The 23,072-nt window shown below is 44.4% G+C and carries 21 protein-coding genes; 14 read left to right on the top strand and 7 right to left on the bottom strand.

What is annotated here, in order from left to right:
• Window positions 1-104: 104 nt before the first annotated feature.
• Both QUA78_RS27985 and QUA78_RS27980 read left to right on the top strand, forming a co-directional pair.
• Window positions 105-470: a four helix bundle protein gene (locus tag QUA78_RS27985; protein WP_333303898.1), complete on the top strand. Its 366-nt coding sequence runs from the start codon at window positions 105-107 to the stop codon at window positions 468-470.
• Between the two features lie 58 nt (window positions 471-528).
• Window positions 529-1,248: an N-acetylmannosamine-6-phosphate 2-epimerase gene (locus QUA78_RS27980; RefSeq protein WP_445302462.1), complete on the top strand. Its 720-nt coding sequence runs from the start codon at window positions 529-531 to the stop codon at window positions 1,246-1,248.
• Between the two features lie 180 nt (window positions 1,249-1,428).
• Here the strand turns inward: QUA78_RS27980 and QUA78_RS27975 are convergent, their stop codons facing one another.
• Window positions 1,429-1,788: a phage holin family protein gene (locus QUA78_RS27975; RefSeq protein ID WP_333303900.1), complete on the bottom strand. Its 360-nt coding sequence runs from the start codon at window positions 1,786-1,788 to the stop codon at window positions 1,429-1,431.
• 214 nt (window positions 1,789-2,002) lie between these two features.
• On the opposite strand from QUA78_RS27975, the gene mrdA reads away from it, so the two are divergent.
• From mrdA to QUA78_RS27960, 3 genes are all read left to right on the top strand, one after another.
• Entirely contained in the window at window positions 2,003-3,817 is a 1,815-nt protein-coding gene (mrdA, locus tag QUA78_RS27970; RefSeq protein ID WP_333303901.1) for a penicillin-binding protein 2, read from the top strand.
• A 381-nt stretch (window positions 3,818-4,198) separates the two neighbouring features.
• Window positions 4,199-5,272 (top strand): pentapeptide repeat-containing protein, encoded by a 1,074-nt coding sequence (locus QUA78_RS27965; RefSeq protein WP_333303903.1) that lies wholly within the window; start codon window positions 4,199-4,201, stop codon window positions 5,270-5,272.
• 334 nt (window positions 5,273-5,606) lie between these two features.
• Window positions 5,607-6,284 carry a pentapeptide repeat-containing protein gene (locus QUA78_RS27960; protein WP_333303905.1) on the top strand — a complete coding sequence of 226 codons (678 nt, stop codon included), beginning with the start codon at window positions 5,607-5,609 and terminating at the stop codon, window positions 6,282-6,284.
• Window positions 6,285-6,463: 179 nt separating this feature from the next.
• Here QUA78_RS27960 and QUA78_RS27955 read toward each other — a convergent pair whose 3' ends face one another.
• From QUA78_RS27955 to QUA78_RS27945, 3 genes are all read right to left on the bottom strand, one after another.
• Window positions 6,464-12,037, bottom strand: coding sequence for a DNA/RNA non-specific endonuclease (locus QUA78_RS27955; RefSeq protein WP_333399140.1), 5,574 nt, complete (start codon window positions 12,035-12,037; stop codon window positions 6,464-6,466).
• A 726-nt stretch (window positions 12,038-12,763) separates the two neighbouring features.
• On the bottom strand, window positions 12,764-12,937 hold the full coding sequence (locus QUA78_RS27950; protein WP_333305601.1) for a hypothetical protein: 174 nt from the start codon (window positions 12,935-12,937) through the stop codon (window positions 12,764-12,766).
• A 182-nt stretch (window positions 12,938-13,119) separates the two neighbouring features.
• Window positions 13,120-14,151, bottom strand: coding sequence for a hypothetical protein (locus QUA78_RS27945; RefSeq protein WP_333305599.1), 1,032 nt, complete (start codon window positions 14,149-14,151; stop codon window positions 13,120-13,122).
• A 103-nt stretch (window positions 14,152-14,254) separates the two neighbouring features.
• Between QUA78_RS27945 and QUA78_RS27940 the strand changes: the two genes are divergently transcribed.
• The 3 genes from QUA78_RS27940 (at window position 14,255) to QUA78_RS27930 (ending at window position 17,546) form a co-directional block, all read left to right on the top strand.
• Window positions 14,255-15,190: a metallophosphoesterase gene (locus tag QUA78_RS27940; RefSeq protein WP_333305598.1), complete on the top strand. Its 936-nt coding sequence runs from the start codon at window positions 14,255-14,257 to the stop codon at window positions 15,188-15,190.
• A gap of 173 nt (window positions 15,191-15,363) precedes the next feature.
• Window positions 15,364-16,251 carry a DNA adenine methylase gene (locus QUA78_RS27935; protein WP_333305596.1) on the top strand — a complete coding sequence of 296 codons (888 nt, stop codon included), beginning with the start codon at window positions 15,364-15,366 and terminating at the stop codon, window positions 16,249-16,251.
• A 2-nt stretch (window positions 16,252-16,253) separates the two neighbouring features.
• Entirely contained in the window at window positions 16,254-17,546 is a 1,293-nt protein-coding gene (locus QUA78_RS27930; RefSeq protein WP_333305595.1) for a type II restriction enzyme, read from the top strand.
• 168 nt (window positions 17,547-17,714) lie between these two features.
• On the opposite strand, the gene QUA78_RS27925 is transcribed toward QUA78_RS27930, so the two are convergent.
• The gene (locus QUA78_RS27925) at window positions 17,715-17,864 is read right to left on the bottom strand and encodes a hypothetical protein (RefSeq protein WP_333305592.1); all 150 of its coding nucleotides are present in this window, start codon (window positions 17,862-17,864) and stop codon (window positions 17,715-17,717) included.
• Between the two features lie 69 nt (window positions 17,865-17,933).
• On the opposite strand from QUA78_RS27925, the gene QUA78_RS27920 reads away from it, so the two are divergent.
• From QUA78_RS27920 to QUA78_RS27905, 4 genes are all read left to right on the top strand, one after another.
• A complete protein-coding gene (locus QUA78_RS27920; RefSeq protein ID WP_015176773.1) occupies window positions 17,934-18,137 on the top strand; it encodes a DUF751 family protein in 204 nt (67 codons plus the stop codon).
• A 408-nt stretch (window positions 18,138-18,545) separates the two neighbouring features.
• On the top strand, window positions 18,546-18,938 hold the full coding sequence (locus tag QUA78_RS27915; protein ID WP_172186698.1) for a PadR family transcriptional regulator: 393 nt from the start codon (window positions 18,546-18,548) through the stop codon (window positions 18,936-18,938).
• A 315-nt stretch (window positions 18,939-19,253) separates the two neighbouring features.
• A complete protein-coding gene (locus tag QUA78_RS27910; protein ID WP_172186699.1) occupies window positions 19,254-19,787 on the top strand; it encodes a cofactor assembly of complex C subunit B in 534 nt (177 codons plus the stop codon).
• Window positions 19,788-19,852: 65 nt separating this feature from the next.
• Window positions 19,853-20,047, top strand: coding sequence for a hypothetical protein (locus tag QUA78_RS27905; RefSeq protein WP_333305590.1), 195 nt, complete (start codon window positions 19,853-19,855; stop codon window positions 20,045-20,047).
• Window positions 20,048-20,117: 70 nt separating this feature from the next.
• Here the strand turns inward: QUA78_RS27905 and QUA78_RS27900 are convergent, their stop codons facing one another.
• Both QUA78_RS27900 and QUA78_RS27895 read right to left on the bottom strand, forming a co-directional pair.
• The gene (locus QUA78_RS27900; RefSeq protein ID WP_333305588.1) at window positions 20,118-20,441 is read right to left on the bottom strand and encodes a DUF3155 domain-containing protein; all 324 of its coding nucleotides are present in this window, start codon (window positions 20,439-20,441) and stop codon (window positions 20,118-20,120) included.
• Between the two features lie 106 nt (window positions 20,442-20,547).
• Window positions 20,548-20,715: a hypothetical protein gene (locus tag QUA78_RS27895; RefSeq protein WP_333399139.1), complete on the bottom strand. Its 168-nt coding sequence runs from the start codon at window positions 20,713-20,715 to the stop codon at window positions 20,548-20,550.
• A gap of 121 nt (window positions 20,716-20,836) precedes the next feature.
• Here QUA78_RS27895 and QUA78_RS27890 point away from each other — a divergent pair, with 121 nt between their 5' ends.
• Window positions 20,837-22,225, top strand: coding sequence for an ATP-binding protein (locus tag QUA78_RS27890; RefSeq protein ID WP_333305586.1), 1,389 nt, complete (start codon window positions 20,837-20,839; stop codon window positions 22,223-22,225).
• Between the two features lie 28 nt (window positions 22,226-22,253).
• Entirely contained in the window at window positions 22,254-22,946 is a 693-nt protein-coding gene (locus tag QUA78_RS27885) for a hypothetical protein (protein WP_333305584.1), read from the top strand.
• Window positions 22,947-23,072 lie beyond the last annotated feature (126 nt).

The following is a 23,072-nucleotide window of genomic DNA, read 5'->3' as shown; positions in this document are numbered from 1 at the left end:
GGGCATCGGGCATCGGGCATCGGGCATCGGGCATCGGGCATCGGGCATCGGGCATCGGGCATCGGGCATCGGGCATTTAATATAATTGAGTTTTTGAGGTAATTATGGGAAGACCTGATTTTGAGGAATTAGAGATTTATAAGTTGGCGGAAAGTTTGGCGAATCAGATTTGGGAAATTGTTAAAAAATGGGATTACTTCACCAAAGATACGATGGGCAAACAGATCGTTCGGTCTGCTGATAGTGTCTGTGCTAATATTGCTGAAGGAAGAGGTCGTTATAATGACCAAGATAATCGGCGTTTTGTAAAAATTGCGAGAGGCTCTTTGTACGAAACAGTAAGCTGGTTAAGATTAGCCTATGCTAGACAACTTATCACAAGCGAAGAAGTAAGCAAATTTAAACCAATTGTCGATAAATTACTACCAAAACTTAACGCTTATTTGAGTTCAATAGGGCACAGGGAATAAATTACAAAAAAAGCCCCATTCCCATGCCCGATGCCCGATGCCCGATGCCCGATGCCCCATGCCCGATGCCCCATGCCAAATTCCCCATTCCCCATTCGCCATGATTAATTGTCAAATTCCTACAGGATTAATTGTTTCTTGTCAAGCACCTACTGATTCGCCGCTGCACGATCCGATCGTAATTGCGGCAATGGCTCGAACCGCGGTCAATCGAGGAGCGGCGGGCGTGCGCATTGACACTCCGGCTCACATTGCGGCGGTGCGAAAACAGGTATCCGCTCCCATAATTGGGATTTGGAAGCAGCAATTGCCGGGATGCGAGATTTACATTACTCCTCGCTTTGAAGACGCGCGGGCGATCGCCGTTTCAGGAGCCGATATTATCGCCATTGACGCTACTCTGAGAAACCGTCCTGCTGGTGGCGAAGACTTAAAGACATTAATCGCACAAATACACAGCGAACTGGGTAAATTAGTGATGGCGGATGTAGATACAATAGAAGCTGCGATCGCGGCTGCCCAAGCTGGCGCAGATACTGTAGCAACTACTCTTTTTGGCTACACTCCCCAGACGAAAAATTTCTCGCCGCCCGGATTTGATTTGCTGGCGGAAATGGTAGAAAAGCTTAAGGTTCCCGTTATCTGCGAAGGCGGGATCGCTGGGCCGGAAATGGCAAAAAAAGCATTGGACTTAGGAGCGGTGGCAGTTGTTGTCGGCACAGATATTACTGGGATTGATATTAAGGTGACAGCCTATAAGTCGGTGATTGGAAAGTAAGAAGGAAGTTCGGCAACGGATGTAACGGATAGAAGGAAGTTCGGCAACGGATGTAACGGATAGAAGGAAGAAGGGAGAATAAATATTCGGCGATTGAAATCGCTTTTAGGCAAACGAAAGGCGCAAGGTAAGGGTGGGAAATATCGGGCGATTTCAATCGCCCTTTTTCTGGGGAAGTTGCTAAATCAGTGCGCCGTTGATAAAGCTGCTAACTACAGCCAAGGCGAGCGCCCCCAGTACCGCGCTCCAAAGACCCATCCGCAAGCTAAATCCTTCCACTAACTTCGCAGCCGAGGCAAAAACAATCACGTTCATTACAAAAGCAAACGCGCCGGAAAGCAATCCCAGCGTCAGCAGGTTCGGTACGAAAAAAACTGCTTTTAGAATGGGCAAAATTAAAACATTCAAAATTCCCAAAACCGCAGCGGAAATTACTGCTTTCGGTGTGCTGTCAATTTCTACGCCGATCGGCAGTTGAGAAATTAGCAACAAGCTGCTGCCCGTCACCAGCCAAGCAATCAAAAAATCGATCGGTTCCACAGCGCTTCTACCTCCTTAACAGTTGAATTGTCAAAAAAACCTGATATTTAAGCTCTACCTTAATCAAAAAAACCCGCTGATACGTCTGCCAATCGGCAGAATTTATGTCTGTCACTAAAGAGTTAGAAGTTATCATGGCTGTATCCTCCGCAAAATAATCCGGATGGGAACCTTATCAACCTGTTAGTTGAATAAAAAGAGCAGATTAATTAATATGGCTGGCGATTTTTCTTTTAACTCTCAAGTCCGATTCGACAAAAAAGGCTTAAACAATCCTGCACGGCAAGGCAGCCGATCGTTCCAAGCTATGATTTTTATGCTGCTAGTCACTACCTTGGTGACGCTGCCGACATTTCGTCTAGCCGAACTGCAACTGGTACAGGGAGCCTACAATCGACAGCGCGCGGAAAATAACCGCATTCGCCCTGTGTCAGTCGCAGCGAATCGCGGTCAAATTTTAGACCGCAACGGCAAAATATTTGCGGCCAACCGCGTATCTCGATCGGTCTATTTGTGGCCAAAAGAGCGATCGGCTAAGGAGTGGCAAGAGATCGCCACTACACTGGGTCCGATCGTCAAACTTCCCGCAGCCGAAATTGTCAAAAAAATCGATGGAGTTGGCTACAGATCGGCCCTGCCAGTGCGAATTAGTAAGGATATCGATGTCGGTACTTTCGTCGCTTTGGGAGAACAAAGTAATGCTTTGCGGGGAGTTGAAATTCGCGTAGAATCGAGCCGAGACAATCCCAACCAGCAATTAGCAGCTCACCTTTTGGGATACGTCGGCGAAGCTAGTTTAGATCAATTAAAAGCTAATCCTGCATATCCGATGGGAATGATCGTCGGTCAGATGGGAGTGGAAAAATTAGTTAATTCAACTTTAGAAGGCGTTTGGGGAAACCGTTTAATTGAGGTAAATGCTAAGGGCGAAGAAATCCAAGATTTAGGTGTAAAAGAGCCTATTCCCGGCAAACCGGTGCAGCTAACTTTAGATTTAGATATGCAAAAAACTGCGGAAAAAGCTTTGGGCGATCGCCTCGGTGCTGTTGTGGCGATCGACGTGAAAACCGGAGCTCTTTTAACAATGGCTAGTTGGCCGACCTTTGATCCCAATATTTTCACTCGCAAGGTAACTCAAAAAGAATGGGATCGGCTGCAAGGACCAGACAAACCATTTTTAAATCGGGCCGTTCAAGGCTATCCAGTCGGCAGCACTTTTAAGATTGTAACTTCTGTAGCCGGGATGGAGTCGGGCAAGTTTTCTCCTGACTCGACATTGGGAACTTCTTCTTCAATTTCGATCGGCGGAATTACCTTTAACGAACACAGCGCCGGTTACGGCGTTATCGGTTTCCGCGATGCTTTAGCCTACAGCAGCAATACGTTTTTCTATCAAGTAGGTATGGCTGCTGGGCCGGAAGAAATGGCGAAATGGGCTAAAAAAATGGGCATTGGCGGTACTATTAATTTAGATCTTTTGGGGATAGACGGCGCCAATCACGGTCAAGTTCCGATCCCAGCAGAGAAACAGAAAATGTATGGGGAAGATTGGTATGTTGGCGATACGGTAACAATGGCGATCGGTCAAGGTTTGGTACTTTGTACTCCCTTAGAATTGGCAGTGATGGTGTCAACTATTGCCAATGGCGGTTGGCGAGTGCAGCCGCATTTGTTAGCTTCTCAAACCAATACGCCTGTTACTAAAAAAATTTCCACAGGTATTAAGCCTGCAACTTTAAACGTCATTAAACAGGGATTGATTGACGTGGTGAAAAAAGGTACAGGCCGCGCCATGAATGACGGTACTATTCCTTTAAGTGCTGGCAAAACTGGGACTGTGGAAATGCCCGGTCATCCTGACAATTCTATGTATGTGGGTTTTGCTCCTGCGGACAAACCGGAAGTTGCGATCGCAGTTATAGTTGAAGGCGGCGGATTTGGTGCTGTCTCGGCGGCACCAATTGCTCAAGAGGTATTTAGAACCTATTTTCAAAAGCAGGGTTTTAAACCTACTAATAAGCCTCTATAGTGATTAGTTAATTGTTGACTGTTGGCTGTTGACTGTTCTCATTTTGTCCCATACTTCGATCGCACTATTCTTGATATCTTGGAAAAGTGCGATCGATCAAAAGTTTTCCCCTACCAATCGTCTCACTTCCACGGTCGATAAATTCATCATTTGTGCCACCTGTTCCAGACTCATTCCAGAATTTAAGAGTTGAGTTACGAGGGGGGAAACGGCATTGTCGTGTCCGGCTATTGGGATGCCCACGAAAGATAATTTGTATAAAATTGATAATTGTAGCAAGACTTTTCAAGATTGGCATAATACAAGCAGAGGCGCGATCGCTCCTGCGTGAATAAAGTATGATGGATAGTTTAAACATAAAAGACCTTTACTAGGATAGTTATGGACGCTGAAGAATTGCTCAGACGCTATGCCGATGGCGAGAGAGATTTCTCGGAAATTAGCTTAGTCGATGCCAATCTAGCAAACATGAACTTGAGTGGCATCGAGCTCAGTGGTGCTGATTTGAGGGGTGCTAATTTGAGAGAAACCAATCTCAGCGGAGCCGCTCTAGCTCAAGCTAACCTGAGCACTGCTAATCTCAGTCGCGCTAACTTAAGTAATGCTTGCTTAGAAGAAGCTGACCTCAGTGATGCTGACTTACAACTGGTTGACTTGGAAGGTGCTAATCTTAGCCGCGCTAATTTGTGGGGAGCTGATTTAAGTGATGTTCAGTTGATTGATGCTAATTGTACTTCGGCAAATTTTAGCCTGACATTCTTGGTTGACGCGAATACTGAAGGTGCTAACTTTCAGGGAGCGCAAATAGATACCGCTATTTTCCAAATGCAAGAGATGCTGTTTACAGATATCATCAATCGTTATGCGGCTGGGGAAAGAAATTTCAGCGGCTTGATGGTAGAGAGTCCCAATTGCAGCCGGGAACGCAGGTCTTGGGAACTCGGACAATTAAAAGGATTGGATTTGAGCGGTATTATTTTGCGTAATAGTAGTATCCAAGAGCTCGGACCCTACATGAATGGAGTGATTTTGCGAGGAGCTGACTTGACTAGGGTTGATTTCGATCAAAGCAATTTTGAAGGAGCAGATTTGAGCAATGCTATTTTGCGAGAAACCCGTATCTTCCAATCAGTTTTTGCCCATGCCAATTTGAGCGGAGCTGACTTGACAGGAGCTGGGTTCGCTGAGGGGAGTTTTTATTATACCGATTTCAGTAGAGCCAAATTCAATAAGGCAGGAATCAGCGATTTAGGTTTTATTTGCAATAATTTGACTGAGGCAACCTTCAAGGGAGCTACGTTAAAAAGTGTTCGGTTTGGAAACGTCAAGTTGACTAGAACTGACTTCCGTGAAGCCGATTTTGGTGTGAAAGATAGTGTTTTCGGGGGCGACTTCCGAGATTGCTATTTTGAGGAAACCCTGATGCCCGATGGCAGCGTGCGGAACAATAGCTAAAGTAAATAGACTTCTCCTCAAACGTGAGTTCGACGGTCAATCCGACGGGAATTGCGATTTCAACAAAGTCTATTTCAGCCAGCAGGTGAGCTATTGTGGAAGAACCTTCTGCACTTTCTTGAGCTGTAGGGTGCATCGCCACCCTTAAATTTTAAATAATATCCACAATCTTTGAGCGACGCACCTTACCTGAAGCGTGAGCGTAAACAAACCAAAAACTCATAATTGTTGCAAGAGTTTGGAGGATTGGTATAAGTATTTGCTGTTTTTCAAAGATTGAGCTATTTTAGTAGTATCAACATTTTTATTCTCAACAGATTATAGAAATAAAGTCATGACCGAAGAAGAAGAAGCAGAATGGATGAGAATATGCAACAGTAGAAAACAGTTGTGGTTGGAAGAATTGCTGAGGCGCTATGAGGCAGGGGATAGAGACTTTTCTCTGATTCAAGTCAAATTAACGCACGAGCAGTCTAAGGAGCGCTACTTAAGTGGAGTGAACTTGAGTGGAGCTAACTTCAAGGAAAGTGACTTGGAAGCCCTGGTTTTTTACGGACAAGGAATCAATTTTAGTGGCTCAGATTTGAGCGACCTCGACTTGGCCTACGCGCATTTTGAAAATGCGGATTTGAGTGGGGCTAATCTGAGCGGAGCTTGTCTGTGGCGAGCTAACTTTGGCAGAGCGGATTTGACAGGGGCGAATTTGACTCAAACTGATTTGCAGGAGACTAAGTTTTACGACGCGAATTTGAGTAGAGCAAATTTAAGTGGAGCCGAGATGATTGAGACAAGTTTTGGTGATGCTAACTTAACCGATAGTGATTTTAGGAATGCTAAGTTTAAAGATAGAGTTCGTTTTTATCGGGCTGACTTGACGAGAACTAACTTTTTTGGAACCGAGTTGGATCTGGATGAAATTAGAAGTCACAAATCTGAAATGGCTATTTTTACAGATGCTCACTTTAAAGATACTATCATGCCCGATGGCACTATTTGGAACACTGAAGACTAATTCGTAGCTACTATAGCACGTCTAAATGAGTTGTATAATCTTTGTAAGGGTAATCCCCCCTGAAGAACCCCGTGATTGTCAGGGCAGGCACTCTTGGCATCGCCCCTACATATCTATACAAATGATTTAGACGCGCTATATCAACTAATTACCCACCCTCAGCAAAAGAGGAAGTTAGTTTAACCAGGTTTTTGGGGAAGAAGGGATATGATTGTTTTCATTTGTGCCTTGCTGTTAGGATCTTTAATCTGAGAAAGAAAGTCATATCTAAATGAGTCACCAGATTTTTCTAAATCTGCATTAAGTCTTTCTTCTAGCTTGCCAATGGGAATTAAACGCTCTTCCCAGCCCAAGGTATTATTTTTGACGATAATATTTCCCTTGGCATCTTTTGTCGTGTAATCTAGGCTCTTCTGAATTTCATAGGAATTGTTCGGCATCCAAAAAGCAAAGTAATAATCTGGCTTGTCAGATGTTGAATTTGGCTTGAATCCCAGCACAACTTTCCAGAGAGCACTAGGAACTGTTATCGTTCGAGTGCCGTCCGCTGTTTTGAAATTTTTAAAAGAATTGGGATTATCCTTAAGTGGAGCTTCCACAACTCTTCCTCTTTCATTTAAAACTGTCACAGTAGGAGGAGTAGAATATTTTGTTAACTCTCCACCACCAGCACCGTACACACCAGAAGAGATATAGAACTTATAAGGTGTTGGCTGTCCTTGTTCATTTTTAAGACGCGCCAGATCCTGTAGTCTCTTTTCCAAACCGCGCCAAGCACCTTCATTTCCCTTGGCATCTTGAGGAACAATATTCGTAGTTAAGAAACTAGCATACATATCCTTTGTGCTTCTATTTCGGTCGTTAGAAGCACTCATGTGTCCCCGTACTGGCCAGAAGATAGCTGGCTTTTCAAGATTAAATAAGTCATACTCGCCCTTCTTCTCATAGTTAATTTGACTATCGAAGTTATAGTCTTTATGAGCAACCGGGTAAAAGGAACTATTTAAATCGGGGTCTACCGCAAACTCACGAGGTCTGTCTTTACTTGGAATATTTCCTGGCCATGAGCCATCCAGAACCCAACTAACCCAGTTAGGTGTATTTTTTTTACCATTATAGGAAATAGTGTACTGTGGCTTCTCTATCAAATAGTTATTTTGATAGGTATTATTAGTCAGTAGGTCAGTTCTTGCTGTAGTTGGATTGCTAAACCTCAGCGACTCGCTTTGGAAAAAGACATTATCTAGATAGACCGGAATAGATGCTTTTATATCGAGCTTGAATTCAACAGTTGCTGGCTGACCGCGCAGTCTTTCTGGTACGTCAACAGAGAAAGATTCAAAGCCTTTTATCCCGTAATCTACTTTGTATTTATCTGTTAGGTAACTAGCAGGAGCTTTATTACTGTCCGTTTTATTTTCAGCTTTTTGAAGAGTTATTATTTGAGAAAACTCTTCAATTGATGGATCTAATGGTCGAATAGTCACATCAAGCGTCCCTTTAGATTTGGCATTAGAGCTATTGGCAATCTTTGGTGCGTGCAGATCGAATCGAAGAGCACCCCAATCGGGTACAACAAACCGATTGTGAACAATTTCCTTCACCCCGCTGCTTTCTAACTTAAAGGCATAGTTTGGTTCGCTGTTCCCTTGGATAGATTTTACGTCCTCCAAACTTTGAACCAAATCAATATTTGGATCGGATTGACCGTTGTGGAACGACCACCCAGGTAGACCCTTAGACAAAGGAGTCCGAGTCACTCCCTTCGGATCGAAAACAGCATCAAAATTCCCCTTAAACAAAGTAGGAACCGCCGCGTCTCCTCGCATCCTGGCATCATAAGTATTGTCAAAATCTAGCGGGATACGCTCTACATTCGTTTGAGGGCGCGAACTGTAACCACCGCCCATAGCTGAATAAAACCAGCCCGTACCAATTCCCTCCCAAGGAGCAGCATCAACACCGTGTTGGAATTTGCTTTCCGGCGTATACCAAGGGCTAACCCGAGCCGGGCCTGTCAAAACACTATTGCTAAATGAAAAGTCTTTATCGAACAACCGTTCCCGATACCCATCACCTCGCCGACGAAATACAGGATTAACTTCTAAGTTTTCATTGGACGGAAAATTACTTTGAACCAAGTCGGATGTTCCTCCGTACCAACTCACAACACGTCCGTGTACATCTCCCGGTCTAATCAGAGGATCTGTCGTAAACCCAGCACGGCTGTTATTGTAACCTGGGTTATTTTTATTAGTTCCCAAGAAAACCGACAAATCCGGTTCTCCTAACAGCTTACCATTAGGATCGGGATTTTCTGACCTCCAACCTTCTCGCGGAAACTTAAGTCCTGGGGCTGTTCCCTTCTCAGTAGACGGTAGATTCGGAATATCGCGACCGGCTGGCGTAAATGTACTGCCCGATAAAGTCGGGACTGTCTGATAGTAATTGTCCGCAAAAGTAACATTTTTCCACACCTGAACTTTCGGTTCGCGGAAATCGCCGAAATTATCTGTCACCACATTTAGCGACGGTTGGTTGAAATCATGGGGGTCTAAAGTTGTCATCTGAAGGTCGCGAGTACCAGAGTTGGGTTTGCCGCCAGCATCAGGAAAATAAGTACCCAAACGCTGAATAATTTCGCTATTGACAACAGTACCCCGACTGAAACCAACAAAGTGCAGCGGCGAATTGAAAACTGCACCTTGTTTAGCCGTGCTAGTCTCATCCTTCAGCACTCCATCCAACTGCACTAGAGAAGTAAAGAAAGCATCGGCAGCCGCTTCTGTGAAGCCTGAATCAGGAACTGCCGACTCATTATTTTCTGACCAGTTATTCAGCAGGACTAACGGTTGTTTTTTGGCAAGGTATGGAGCTATATAACTTTCCAATTTAGTGAGATAGTTCGGGTCGTCTTTCGGACTCAAACCTGGTTGGAAGTCTGGGGAAACTGCACCATATTTGTTGACAGGAACCCAGTAACCTGTAGGCAAGTCGTACTTCATTATCAAACCGCCGCCGTCGATACCTGCATTGGCAATGCTATTACCCATTTGGTAAAACTCTGGAGGAATTCCCGGCTCATTAAAAAATGGAGGTTTAAAGCCGTGGGTCAGCACGGTGACGCTGCTGAAGGTATCGTCACCGTTGAGGGCTGGCGGTAGCGGCGTCCAGAAATTACCAAACTCCTCGTTGCGTTTTCCTTCTTTATTCCAAGCTTCAACTGCCCAATTATACTCCTGACCCGCAGTCAGTTTGAGACTGGCAGGAAGCGTAAAACTGGTATTGGTTCCCTGAGTAAATGTTTTACCGCCATCGAAAGTCCACTTGCCGATATTGGTGCTATCTTTCTGCCAAGTCGCAGTTAAAATCCGGTTGGGGTTGAAATCGTTTTCTTGACCGTGGTAAGAAGATGTACTCCAAGGTTTTGTCAGTAAATCTAACTGCTGCGGTTTGCTCAATCCTTGGTCGGAGAGAAATTTGTTACCGTTAGGGTCGGGTAAATCAACTACTTTATCCCACGGCAACAGTCCCTCACCTTCGTCAAACACGCTGACGAAGAGATTAACCTCTTCAATGTCCTGAGTAGGTAGATTGTCAAAAGTCCATTGGAACTTTGGGTTAAGGGGATTTTCTGAAGTCTCGCTAGTACCTATCGGCTCTTTCAAATCCAGCCAATCCAGCGGTGTCGCCGCCAAACCGCGAGGGTTAGTTACAGAAACGGGAGCTTTCTTACTTCCCGGCGGCACGCCGTAAGTATATTGGTTATTCGCATCGGTCAGAATCTGAAAATCAGCAGCAATACTAACTGCCGGATTAATATTGTCAATTGGAATCGCCGACAAGTCAGCAACCGTAGCATTTCGTGCCGTAGCGCTGTCAAACAACGGCAGCCCGACACCCCGACCTTTGGCATCTACTTGGAATTGACCGGGGTTGGTCAATGTTTTGACAAATTCCTCCACATCAAAAACATAAACTTTGCCGCCAGCACCGCTTAAATTCGGATAGGAAGCGTAAAGGAATTTGCTATCACTTGAAAGCGCTAAATCTGTAGCGAATCCATCTGGAATTGGTCTAGTTCCCGCCATTAATTGCGGATTTGTTAGCGGGTCTTTAATAATGCCGATGTTGCTGCCGGCTCGCGGGTCTCCATCTACGCTGGGTAGTTCTTGACCGAAGAATTTCGTGTCGGAATTGCGGCCGACAACAAAGGCATAACTGGCATCCGGCAGTACCGTTACCGCGACTCCCTCATTTACATCAAAATAATCGTTAACAGAACCCAGCCCTAAATTTGTATATCGGGTGGTAGCAGCAAAACTTACCGGGTCATTATTAGTAATATCCAGTACCCCAAATCCTTTGCTATCTTTCCCACTGTTTGTAAAGGTCATGGCTAAGGGATTGACGGTGCTTGCTATTCCTTCTACTCCTTCATCGGCTGTGATACTTCCGATTAATTGATTCCACTTTTTGGGGTTTTGACTGGGGTCGCTGGGTCGGTCTTTGGGGTCGATGTTAACAACATAAATTTTGCTATTCGAGCCGTTTGGTGCAGTAACAAACAGCTTTTTGCCGTCGCTGCTAATGGCTATTTGTCGCAAACCGTTCGGGGCTGTACCGACTGGGATGGTTTGGGTGACTTGGTGATAGGTTGACGAAAACGGGTTGATATCGAGAACGTAGATGGAGTTGCTGCCGATTTTTCCGTCTGCGATGTAAGCGTATTGGTCGCGGGGGTCTATGACTATCGATCGACCTTCTGCACCGCTGGGCAAATTTATCGGGTTAATACCAGCGGTATTCGGCTGAGTGTCTACCTGTTGCCTGGTCATCGGATCGACTAAAGCAATGCGCCCAGAACGATCCATCGCTACATAAGCACGGCTGCCGTCACTGGTTACAGTTAGTTCTCGCGGTCGATCGAGTATATCATCCGTGCCTACAGAAACGCTGGCAATCGACAAGTCGCTGCTATTAGTAGCTGTGACGACTGATTCGGGATTTGCACCGTTAATAATTGCGATTTTATCTGTTGTCCACTGCGCGGCAAAGATGTATTCTGTATTGTTTTCTATTCGGTAAGGACTGCTATCGTATTTAACTTCTTTGGCTGGTTCTGAGGGATTTGGGCTAACTTTTTCGTTTTGCTTGCGGCTGATGACGATGCGGGATTCACCTAACGGTAAGGTGTTGGGAACTTGAACGGCGATTTCAAATTGATTGTTTGCCAATTTGCGACTTTTGTCTGTCAAAACTGTTCCTTCGTAAGCTTGTCTGCCTACGAAAATTTTAACGGTTAAGTCGCTGAATCGGCTGCCTGCGGGGTCGCCAAAATTGTCAACTAATAGATTAGTACCCGTGATGAAGAGAACGGGTTGATTGTTGGGAAAAGATTGATTGTTGCTGTCTGTAAACTTAAGTTCGGCACTTTGGATGATGGGAGGTGCTTTGGGATTAGAAGCTGTTGGTGCGAGTTGGGATGCGCGTCTTTCGCCGATTAAAGCATCTTTGTCGTAATAGTCGATCGCCCTTTCGCCTATAATTTCCCCAGTCAGAGCATCCAGTTCGCTATTTTTTGCGGGGGGGGGTAAAATCTGTGTTGGGGAAGCTCTGACTAAAACTGAGGGAGTTGGAAAAGCTGGCGATGTCTTCAGCGCTATTGTTGTCAGCGGCCCGAAGTGGAGCGAGTGTTTGTTCTGAGATGTTGCTGGCGTAAGCTTGACTATTGAGTAAGTTTTTGGTATCAATCTCGAATTCTGGGGCGAGCCAATTCTGAAACGGATCTTGAGAGTTAAAGGGTGAATCTTTAAAAGGTTTCATGTTTAATTTCCGTAGATGCGAGTGAGCTGTTTGCTTGTGATAGTTTCAAACTAACTAATTGATGCGCTTTACCCTTCATTCAAGAAGAATGTGTGGATTCGGACTTAATCAAGTTTTTAGTGCGTGATTTTTATTGAGCTGCCAAGCTTTTATTAAGAATAATGTTCCCGTATTTGCGGCAGCAAGTCAATCACGGGAATTACTGATATTTTCCGTCGGGTACTGGAAAACTGGCAGTGTCCGCAACAACTTAATAGCAGAGCATATGTGAAGGTTGCTGCGCTAGTTAGTTTGTTTGACTGATAAATTGTGATTGAATTGTTAAAATTTTACAGATTCTTTATCAAAGCAATGTACGTTACTCAGCAAAAATACTTAGATTGTTGTAGGCTCGCATTTCAAGCCTACTCAAATTTACTGCCTGGAAATTACGGAACAACGGGAGCATCTCTGTTTGGCTTTTATAGTGCGAAATATTCAATAGTTCGCACTGTAAAAAAAATGCTTTTTGCAAAAATGAAATGCTCCCTGTTGGTCCCTTCTTCATAATATATAGCCTTTCTCAGTAACATGAGGTGCTCTCGATAAGCGGGCATAGGGCATAGGGCATAGGGCATAGGGCATAGGGCATACCTCACCAAGATTGAGAACTGCTATATGAAAGAATTGGCTGACACGTAAACATCAGAACGTTCTTGAAAGTAAAGCTTGACAGCTTCAACGCTATAAGTCATGTAATCGCGCGTGATGTCGCTTTCAGCCATCGGCTCTCCGTCGCTGCTGGGATATTCAATTTCTACAGGTTCGATTTGAGTTAAAATTGTCATTTTTCAATTTTCCTCAAAGTTAATTAATTTAATGGTAGCATTCTGTCGGATTTGGGAAAAGTTCGATATCCTCAAAAAAATCAACAGCAGTAAGGTGCGCACTGCGCACCCTACATAATTAGGTGCTGCGTCCTGGACTGTAAGGCTGGTCTGATGTTTTACAGATACAGACAATTTAAACCCTAATTAATCCCTCTCTCTAAAATAATCATTTCCGAACCAACAACTGGACTTCTAGCTATTAAATTTCCTTCCCTATTAGCAATTTCTAACTTACTAAAATCGAGTGAATTAGCCTCCTTCCACATCTTAGTTGCTAGTTGATTTTGCTCGATTTCGCTGAGTTTGTACCAATCTTCAGCGACTTTTACCGTCAAAATGCTGCTAGAAAAATTAGCTTGAACAGACTCCACTAAACCGCCGCCAAGTCGATTCTTAATTTCAGTAACTTGAGTTTGAATAGCAGCAATCAGAGACTGTTCCGGCGTCAGCGGCGGCGGTGGGATCATTTCTACTGGTTGCGGTTTTTCCGGGGTCACTAAATCGGGCAACTTGCTTTTGAATTTAGTAGATATTGGCGCTGACGGTGCGATCGCCTCTGGGGATTTCGGCGTTCCCGGCGCCACAAAATCGCCAAACGTTGGCGGCGACTGCTGCGCTGCTGGGAGAGGCACTTTTGCTAGTTTCTCCGGCGGTTTTGCCGAGAAACTGTTGAAAGTTAAACCCACTGCAACGATCAGAATTGCTGCTATGGCGGCGTTTAAAATTGGATCGGACAGCTTCTGGTTCGTAGATGGTGGCAGTAGCGATCGCACTAGCCGCACAATACTTTGCCAAAGTACACCGACTTTCTCTAAAAAACTCCCTTCCGGGCGTTGGGATACAGGCTTTTTCTCAACTTTTACAGCAACTTTTGGAGGCACGCTGTTAACTTCCGCAGCAACAGCCGGAGGAGTTGCTGTTGCTGAGTCAGAAGCGGTGGGTGCGATCGGCTTTTGGGGCTGCAACGGGGGTTCGGCTGCTAATTTTTTCTCTTTTTTTCCCAAATTCCCAATCGAGGCAATCAAAGCTTTGATTCTCTGATTTTTGGGAACCGCGCTGCTGGCATTTTGAGTTTTGCTGCCAGTGGGGGCAGACTTTGCAGCCGAATCAACCTGCGGTGTCGGAGATTGAGACGGTTCTGGAGTTGACTGGTTTAGTTGTTCTTCTGACATTTTCTCTGCCTTGGGGCGTTGCAAATATATCTAAACGAGATAAATTTTAGTTGAGCCGTCTCAGCCTTAATTTATCATTTAACTTAGTTGTAACCGAATCACAATGAGTATCAAACGCCGTCACTTTCTAATTTTAGGCAGTCTCAGCAGCTTAGGTTTTGCCGCAGTCTCGAAAATGATTCAGCTTCGGACTTCCTGGGGTACAGACGCCAACGCTGCTATGCCTTCTAACGTTGAGGGAGAAAGGGCGATCGTCCCATTGCCGGCCTCACCGCCTATTTTACGCTTTATTTCGGTGGCCGACACCGGTACCGGCGCTGAAGGTCAGTATGCTGTGGCTGAGGCGATGGCGCAATATCACCGGGAAAACCCTTTTAATGTTGCTGTTCTCGCCGGCGACAATATCTACAATAACGGCGAATTTGAAAAAATTAATGCTGTTTTCGAGCGGCCTTATCAGCCGTTATTGCAGCAAGGCGTAAAATTTTATGCTTGTTTGGGAAATCACGACATCCGCACTGCTAACGGCGACCCGCAAGTTAAATATGCGGGTTTTAATATGCAAGGTCGCTACTATACTTTTCGGCGCGATCCCGTACAGTTTTTTGCTTTAGATACCAATCGTAATGCAGACTGGAACAATCAGCTTGTTTGGCTGGAAAAAGAGTTGAGTCAGAGCACCGCACCTTGGAAAGTTGTGTTCGGCCACCACCCGATTTATTCTTCTGGCGTGTACGGAGTGAATCAACCTTTTATTAAGACTTTGACGCCTTTGTTTCAAAAGTACGGCGTGCAGCTTTATATCAACGGACACGAGCACAGTTACGAACGCACTCGATCGATTAACGGTACGACTTATTTAATTTGCGGTGCCGGCGGGGGCACTCGTCCGGTGGGGCGTTCTGAGTGGACGGAGTATTCTGCTAGCCGGCTGAGTTTTGCGACGTTTGATGTCTATAAAGACCGGATGTTTGTCAGTTCAATCGGTACTGACAAACGGGTTTTTGACAGGGGAGCGATCGAAGTGCGATCGGCTTAATTCAGATTGTTTTCCCAGACATATCAGATGAATAGATTTATGTCAAGGTGTTTTTGTCGCTATATTTAAGTGCGACTTACACCTTGAATTCAATATCACCATTGCCTCTTGACTTGAACTAAAATTCAACTTAGAATGTATAGTTATTTGATAGTAGCGTTAGAGGCATCTGAGTGAAAAGTGATACGTTAGTAAGAGGGAAAAATCCGTTAGTAAGACCTTTCTTGAAATGGGCAGGAGGTAAAAGACAATTATTGCCAGAAATTGTTAAGTATGTTCCCAAGCGGATAAGCAAACATACATACTATGAACCTTTCATAGGTGGAGGTGCACTCTTGTTTGAGTTACAACGCCCAAAAGCTGTTATCAATGATAGCAACACAGAACTGATTAACTGCTATAAAGTAATCAAAGACTCCTTAGATGAGCTGATGGAGGAATTAAGCAAGGATAAATATAGCAATAGCGAAACGTCTTATTATGAGATGAGAGACTTAGATCGTTCAATGAAAAAATATGCAAGTTTGTCGGAAGTGGAAAAAGCAGCACGAATCATTTATCTAAATAAAACCTGCTATAATGGGTTGTTTAGAGTGAATTCCCAAGGTCAGTTCAATGTTCCGTTTGGTAGGTATAAAAATCCCAATTTTTTAGATGACGCTGTTTTAAGAGCTGTGAACAAATACTTAAATAGCAATAATATCACGATGTTAAATCAGGATTTTGAAGAGGCTGTTAAAGATGCCAAGAGAGGAGATTTTGTTTATTTCGATCCTCCTTACGATCCTGTTTCGGAAACAGCTTCTTTTACTGGATATGATGTGAATGGCTTTAATAGAGACGAACAAGGACGACTAAAAAAAGTTTTTGACGAGCTCACTGTCAAAGGTTGCAAGGTGATGATGAGTAATTCTTGTACGGATTTTATTCTGGACTTGTACAAGGATTATAAAAATACAACCAAAATAGTTAGGGCAACGAGAAGTATAAACTCAAATGCCTTGAAAAGAGGTATGGTTGATGAAGTATTAGTTTTAAATTATGAAGCTCAGGATAAATAAATATGAGTAAAACTAAGAAGACTGCAAACGATAGAGCTTGGAAAACACTATTTGAAAGGCATAATATATTAGAAGAGGTAGCTGAAAAGGGTTTTTTTGAAATAGAATCGGCTCAAATTAATAAGGAAAGAGAAAGCAGGCTGATGGCAAAGTTCGATCACTTTGTCAATTTGCCAGATATATTTCGAGAAAATCATCTCTCAATCTTGCCAATCTCTCGCTCAAAATATATTATCGGTAAGTTTTATACACACTTGAAAGTTAAATATGATAGCGAAATTGAAGTGATTCCTTTTGAGTTTCCTCCCGGGATAGAGAGTATAGATTACACAAATTTATATTCTGAAAGTTCCGCCTTGCTCTGTGCATTTAATATCGGTATTATAGATGATTTATTCGGCGAAAAAACAGCTTATACTGTTTCTGGGAGAATGTCTACAGAGTCCTTTGATTTTAATATTATAAATTCCCTCACTAATAACCCCTATTCAATCAAGGTTAAAAATTCTCAGTGTGAGATAGATGCGGGATTTGAAAGTAACAACTATTTTGTCTTGATAGAAGCTAAGAACTATGCCATAGACGATTTTTTGATTAGACAACTTTACTATCCCTACAGATTGTGGTCAAAAAAAATGGCTAAAAAAGTGATTCCCGTATTGATGACATACTCTAACGACCTTTTTAGCTTTTTTATTTATGAATTTAGCAAGGATGAAGATTATAACTCTCTGAAACTGAGAGAACAAAAGAATTATACGATCGCTCCCGAAGAAATACAACGGAGTGATGTCGATCGGGTATTCAATAATATTAAAGTAATTGCAGAGCCAGATTTTTCATTGCCACAAGCTAATAAATTTGAGAGGATAGTAGATTTATTATCATTGTTATTAGAAAGAGATTTAACCACAGATGATATTACTGAAAACTATCAATTTGACCGCAGGCAAACTGGCTATTATACTAATGCTGGTCTGTATATTGGGCTGATAGAAAAAGATAAAAGTTCTCTCACAAAAAAACCAATTTTTCGCTTGACAAGTGAAGGAAGGTCAATTTTACATAAAAGACCTAAATTAAAATATCTAGATTTGATTAATAAAATTTTAGAAAAAAAAGTTTTTTATTTAGTATTTGAATTAACCCTTAAACAGGGAGACATTCCGCCCAAAGATGCAATCTGTAAAATAATCTTAGAAAATCGTCCAGATATTAATGATACAACTATAAAAAGGCGTTACTCTACAGTCCGAGGCTGGATTTCTTGGATTTGGAACCAAATCCCCGACTAAAATTCGCATAGTGTGATTCTCTGGGTTTTTAATATCTTCAACCTAGTTTTGCCTTCGGGCCATTGCAGAAAGGGACGCGGCAAGACTTGAAAAGGTGCGGAAGCAGACATTTATCTAGAAATAACGGCACTATAATATTTATCACAACTAGAACTCCATAGAAATACTTCAGAAGTTGTCACCGGACTTAGCATTCCGGCATTCAACAGACATCGCCCGATCGATCGGCGAAAAGTTTTCGTTAGAATTATATATGTCAGCCTCGCCGGCAAAAATGCCCGATCGCCCGATTGGCAGATTTAGCTCCGGCTGTGCCAAAATTGTCTAACTCGCTCACAAGTGTTACCAGTTAAAGATCGAGCTGTGACACTTTACCCCACCAAGCTCATGCAAGATTTTATTAATAACGTCTCTCGCTACCCCCGCTTTTTCATTACGATATGTCTGGGAATTTTCTTTTTCCTGTTCGAGCGACTCAAACCCCTGCTCGATCGACCGACAACTGCGATCGCCCTGATTAGTTCGATCGTAGCGACTTTTGTCTTTCTAACTTTTACACTGCGCGCCATGTTAGGTCTGAGTTCGGTTTAAAGCCAAGCTAGAGCGCACACATCAACAGTAAATCAGACCAGCTAGAGCGCAAAGACGAGGCAGACAAAGGGTTCCGGGAAGTTGCGAATTTTTAATTTTCAGTTAAAACACCAACTCCCGAAGTAACTGCCAACTCTTACAGGCGATCGGACACTTGACAATAGTCGCTGCGATAGATTGGAAGAGGAAAAAAATTGCGCTAGTTAGGCCAGTGCTCCTCAACCTTGGGGCAGGCAAACATTACCGAAGTGCAGGACAAGCGTTTGGGGCTATCAACATTCACTGGGGAAATACTGCACCTCTGTTTCCTCCGTGTCCCACTTAATCCTTAGGAAGCGGCATCCCCCGCCCCGCTTTCCTCTCCCGTTAACCTGACGGTATCACGAGAGTTTCCAGCGGACAAGACAGATGAAGTTTGAACATATCTATCAATTTTTTCAAGACCCCCCTCCTGTTTATCTAAACAAGGAACTAGCTGTGTGCTACATTCTCTCAGTTTTATTGCGCGGAGATTCCTACGGTACAGAACTGATCGGACAACTAGAGAGGGAATTCCCCATCTACCGACTTTCTGATACCGTGCTCTACAGCGCTCTGAAATTCCTCGAAGATGAAGCCGTAATCACCGGTTACTGGAAAAAAGTAGAAGGACGCGGCCGCCCCCGCCGGATGTATCAAATCCTTCCTGAGTGGCGGCACCAAGCTCAAGACCTGGCTCGTCTCTGGCACGAGTACATCGGTCAGGGAAACGGCGCGTCAGGGCGTCGCTCCCACGCATTAGAAACTGGTCAGACGGGTTAACCGAGTTTGAATCGGATGCCTAAACCCTTGAGATGCTGGCGCTACTTGCAAAGCGATTTGCCCGATTGCCTTCGCTTTGCTCGATCGCCGCACAGCGATTCAAGCATCTACACTGCGTCAGGACTTACGCATTGTCACTTGAGAATTAGCGACGAGGTAGAGATATGGGAATTTGGTGATGGGGAGAAAAACGCCTTGCTACAAAGCTTTCTGCGAATTTTGGTAAAAAAGTGTCTGCGTAAGTCCTCGATCGCTTTCGTATGTCAAGTTCTGTAAAGTAATAGTAGATAATTTCAATTACACAAACTTCTACCGATGGATACTGCTGTTCTTCCTTCAACATTTGTGCTAACGCTGCTGCTGGCGGTTGGCTTGTTTTTCTTCATCAAGGCTTCAGTCAAAGATAGAATCGAACAAGTCAAGCTTGCTTCCGAGAGCGCCCAAGAGTCACTGTTAACCCAGCTACAGGAGTATTTTGCTTCTAGGGCTTACCGAGTTGCAGCCGTCGATGCCCCCAACTATAAAGTCACGTTTGAGGGTTTTGTCAGGCCGAGTTGGTTTCTAGCTATTTTTTTAACTCTGCTGAGTGCAGGCGGCGCTCTGTGCTTGGGACTGGTTTTGGGAATGCTAGTTCCCCAGCAGGGTCAAATTTTCCTAGCTTTGGTACTGCTGTCCCCGCTGGCGGGGGTATTTTATTGGAAAAAAGCTGGACGCTCTGAGCAAGTCTCGCTCAAACTCGAATCAGTTGCTGAGTCGGGAAGCCAAACCAAGAGCTTTGTTACTGTCAGAGCTCACCGCGATGAACTAGCAGCCATGCAAAAAGCTTTAGATTTGAAACCGCTCGATTAAAAGTTTGGTGCGGAACATTTTTTGATATGCTAGATGCCGTACTTAGACTTCGAGCTGAAAAACCGATGACTAAAGACCGGCTCTTTCGTTGGCTGTTTGTTCGATTGACAAAACAGTCAAAAAAAAACCATTATCGTGAAAGTGCCAGCCAATTGTGGCGATCGCCCGCTGCAGCGATCGAGCCTGTTGCGATGGCTCCTTATACCCAAATTCCTAAGGACTTTTCGCATAAATTTCAGTTGGCACTCTCCAGACAATGAGAACTCTCGCGCTTTTGTTAAAAGAGTTAGAAAAACATTGCTGTCAATGTTTTGAGCTAAACATTTTGATCTATGCGCGGCTGGCTGACACCACAGGAATTTTGTCTGTGGTAGCTTCCAACATCACCTTTAAGCTGGGAAACAAGAAATGATTCTCTTCTACGTATTGGGCTCCAAATAAACCTTTTTCAGCCCAGAAGTATCTGTCAGTGGTATGCTCGTTACGCTTGACTAACAGCAAAGCTGGGGGAGCAATGCCTTCGGCATGGATGAACTTGCGAGCCGCTGTTACGGGTTTATCTTCGCCGCTCTCGATGCTATATTGAGGCACACACTCTAAAATTCTGCGTCCTTCTTGTCGGCGGCGACTCTTGCGTTTGCGTCTCCTGGCCAATTTCTTTACCTCCTCTGTGAGCAGACAGTATGAGCAGACAGGTTGTAATGATAGCTACCAAATCCGAGGTCAGTATATCCGTTCTCGCTCAAAACTTCAACTGTTTTTAATATATCGACATAATCTTAATATTCGTGCCGATCGACAAAAGTGTAGGGGTTGTGGTATTGTGGGCCGCAAGTTCCGGCAAAAGCAAAGCTTTGGGAATTGTGGAAGCCCGCGGGACGGGGATGCGGGGCAATTTGGGTTCATGAAAGCCCAAGGCCTTCAACATAGCTGCCTTCTATCAAAGCAAAGACACCTGAAATCTAGAAGTCTCCGATCTGTAATCGGCAGCAGATCATTTGTAATTTACTTAGAATTCCGTTAGATATCTTAATGTGGCGCTCATGTTAATGCCAGCCAGTTCAGAATTTGTCAAGCTTTGCCGATCGCAGGTGGCGATCGCCGTCAGTTTGGGCGCGACATTCAGTGCGGTATACCTGACACAAGAGCTGGTAGAAGGCAGTGAGGCAAAGTTGGTGCCGATCGCGCTTTACCCAGAAACCTCTGTCGAATCGGAAGAAAATCAGGGGTTGAGGCTGCAATCTTCCGAAAGTTCGACAGTGAAACCCGTGCCGCGGCTGCTGGCGCCGCCAGTTCTTCCTGTGGAAGAATCAACGGTGGGGGCGATCGCACCCGAACCGCTTCCGGGGAATGAGCGCAGTTCCCATCAGTGCCAAGGCCCGGAGAATTTGTGGGAGCAGCGGATGCAAATAGTGACACCTCTGATACACGAGGGAACTGTAATGGGACTCCTGGTGTGCGGTCGGCAAGACAGGCCTTGGAACGAGCGAGAGGAGGCTCAGATGCAACAAATTTCCCGCACCTTAGCCCTAGCCTGCATTTTAGACCAGCGATCGCAGTGGATGCAGGAGGAATTGGGTTCGGCTCGGCAAATCCAGGCTCAGGTTTACGACACGATGCACAATTTACTGCACCAGTTCAAAAGTCCGCTGACAGCGTTGCGAACTTTTGGCAAGCTGTTAGCGCGGCGGCTGGTACCGGAAGACAAAAACCGCAATGTGGCTTTTAGTATTGTCCGAGAGAGCGAGCGCCTACAAGAGTTGCTGGGCCAGTTCGATCGAACCGTTGACACGGGCGAAGCACATCTAAAACTGCCATCGGGCACTTCAGAAAAAGCAATGTCCAATGTCGAATCAATCCGGCATTCTCCTCTGTCGCTGTCACCTGCTGTCAATTTGGAGGAATCCTGTTTTGTGGCCGAAGTCTTAAAACCGCTGTTAATTTCCGCCGAGGCGATCGCATCTGAAAGGCATCTGAAATTGCTAGCCGACATTCCGGCGGATTTGCCACCAGTCTCAGCGAACGATCGAGCTTTGCGCGAAGTTTTGAGCAATTTAATTGACAATGCTTTGAAATATACCCCGGTCGGCCGCCAAATTTATATTAAAGTAAGGTACACAGCAGCGGAGGGCGATCGGGCAGGATACAGCCAATTGCCTGCGATAGCAGTTGCAGTCAGCGACACAGGTTCTGGCATTCCTCCCCAGGATTTAGAACATTTATTTGAGCGGCACTACCGAGGAGAAAAAGCGCAGACAGAAATTCCCGGCACAGGATTAGGTTTGGCGATCGCCCGCGATTTAGTCCGCCAAATGCAAGGAGAAATAGAAGTATTTTCCCCAGTCAATCCAGAATGGCTGCCATCTGCGGCAGCTCCTTTATTATATCCAACGGCTCGCGGCACTACATTTGTGGTTTGGCTGCCGGTGAATAAGTAACGAACCCCATTCCTTGGAGATATTTTTTATGAAGCATCTGCCTTTATTCAATCAAATTCCCAGGTTGTCAAATTCTAAAGAATTTTTCAAAAAACACTTTTTTCGTGTACCGTTTTTAGCTGTTTTCAACACTCTGACTGTCCTGATTTTGGGCGGGCTGAGCGTATACGCCAAACTCAACAACCAGGGAGACGGAGTTGAACGCCTGTTTAGCGATCCTTTTAATTTCTGGTTCCCTTACGAAGGCATTCTAACCGGAGTTTCCGAAGTCCTCGCGTGCATACCAGTAGCAATTTGTGCATTTACTTTCGGAGTGTTGCGCCAGAAAAATCCGCGCAGTCGAGCGGCGATATTCTTATTTTTTAGTGCTTTACTGCTGGGAGTCTTTTACCTGGATGACAGGTTTCGGATGACTTTGATTATTTCTCGGTTGGGAATATCTAAGAAATTAATTTATTTATGTTATGGTAGTGCTGTTTTCCTTTACGGAGTTAAGTTTTGGCGATACATCAAAACCACTCCTTACCTGCCATTAGTCGCAGCATTTCTATTGTTTGCTATCTCCAGGTTTGAGGATATTTTAAACTTGCCAAGCCAAGGAGTGCACGCGATGTTAGAAGATGGCACTAAATTATTAGCTCTTCTGAATTTAGCCCTGTATTTTTGGCACATATGTCATCAAGAAGTTTGGCGACATTTGCAGCAGAGGGAAGAGCGTTGAGCGCGTCGATGATATTACAAAAAAAGGCGTTGGTGAATTAGGGTATCACTAATACCAAATTCCTAAAGTTCTGCTACAGATATAGCCTCTAAAATAAATTCCCATCCCGTCAAAGAAGCAATAACT

It is taken from the genome of Microcoleus sp. K4-B3 (assembly GCF_036704615.1).
In the GTDB taxonomy this organism is placed as follows: domain Bacteria; phylum Cyanobacteriota; class Cyanobacteriia; order Cyanobacteriales; family Microcoleaceae; genus Microcoleus.
The sequence above is the reverse complement of the archived record's forward strand: the minus strand, read 5'-3'. Positions and strand labels throughout refer to the sequence as shown.

What these genes read in the sequence shown, in the direction of transcription:
- QUA78_RS27985 (WP_333303898.1), top strand. Translation starts at nt 105, where the DNA reads ATGGGAAGACCTGATTTTGAGGAATTAGAGATTTATAAGTTGGCGGAA.
- QUA78_RS27980 (WP_445302462.1), top strand. Translation starts at nt 529, where the DNA reads ATGCCCGATGCCCCATGCCAAATTCCCCATTCCCCATTCGCCATGATT.
- mrdA (WP_333303901.1), top strand. Translation starts at nt 2,003, where the DNA reads ATGGCTGGCGATTTTTCTTTTAACTCTCAAGTCCGATTCGACAAAAAA.
- QUA78_RS27965 (WP_333303903.1), top strand. Translation starts at nt 4,199, where the DNA reads ATGGACGCTGAAGAATTGCTCAGACGCTATGCCGATGGCGAGAGAGAT.
- QUA78_RS27960 (WP_333303905.1), top strand. Translation starts at nt 5,607, where the DNA reads ATGACCGAAGAAGAAGAAGCAGAATGGATGAGAATATGCAACAGTAGA.
- QUA78_RS27950 (WP_333305601.1), bottom strand. Translation starts at nt 12,937, where the DNA reads ATGACAATTTTAACTCAAATCGAACCTGTAGAAATTGAATATCCCAGC.
- QUA78_RS27945 (WP_333305599.1), bottom strand. Translation starts at nt 14,151, where the DNA reads ATGTCAGAAGAACAACTAAACCAGTCAACTCCAGAACCGTCTCAATCT.
- QUA78_RS27940 (WP_333305598.1), top strand. Translation starts at nt 14,255, where the DNA reads ATGAGTATCAAACGCCGTCACTTTCTAATTTTAGGCAGTCTCAGCAGC.
- QUA78_RS27930 (WP_333305595.1), top strand. Translation starts at nt 16,254, where the DNA reads ATGAGTAAAACTAAGAAGACTGCAAACGATAGAGCTTGGAAAACACTA.
- QUA78_RS27920 (WP_015176773.1), top strand. Translation starts at nt 17,934, where the DNA reads ATGCAAGATTTTATTAATAACGTCTCTCGCTACCCCCGCTTTTTCATT.
- QUA78_RS27915 (WP_172186698.1), top strand. Translation starts at nt 18,546, where the DNA reads ATGAAGTTTGAACATATCTATCAATTTTTTCAAGACCCCCCTCCTGTT.
- QUA78_RS27910 (WP_172186699.1), top strand. Translation starts at nt 19,254, where the DNA reads ATGGATACTGCTGTTCTTCCTTCAACATTTGTGCTAACGCTGCTGCTG.
- QUA78_RS27905 (WP_333305590.1), top strand. Translation starts at nt 19,853, where the DNA reads ATGACTAAAGACCGGCTCTTTCGTTGGCTGTTTGTTCGATTGACAAAA.
- QUA78_RS27895 (WP_333399139.1), bottom strand. Translation starts at nt 20,715, where the DNA reads ATGTTGAAGGCCTTGGGCTTTCATGAACCCAAATTGCCCCGCATCCCC.
- QUA78_RS27890 (WP_333305586.1), top strand. Translation starts at nt 20,837, where the DNA reads ATGCCAGCCAGTTCAGAATTTGTCAAGCTTTGCCGATCGCAGGTGGCG.
- QUA78_RS27885 (WP_333305584.1), top strand. Translation starts at nt 22,254, where the DNA reads ATGAAGCATCTGCCTTTATTCAATCAAATTCCCAGGTTGTCAAATTCT.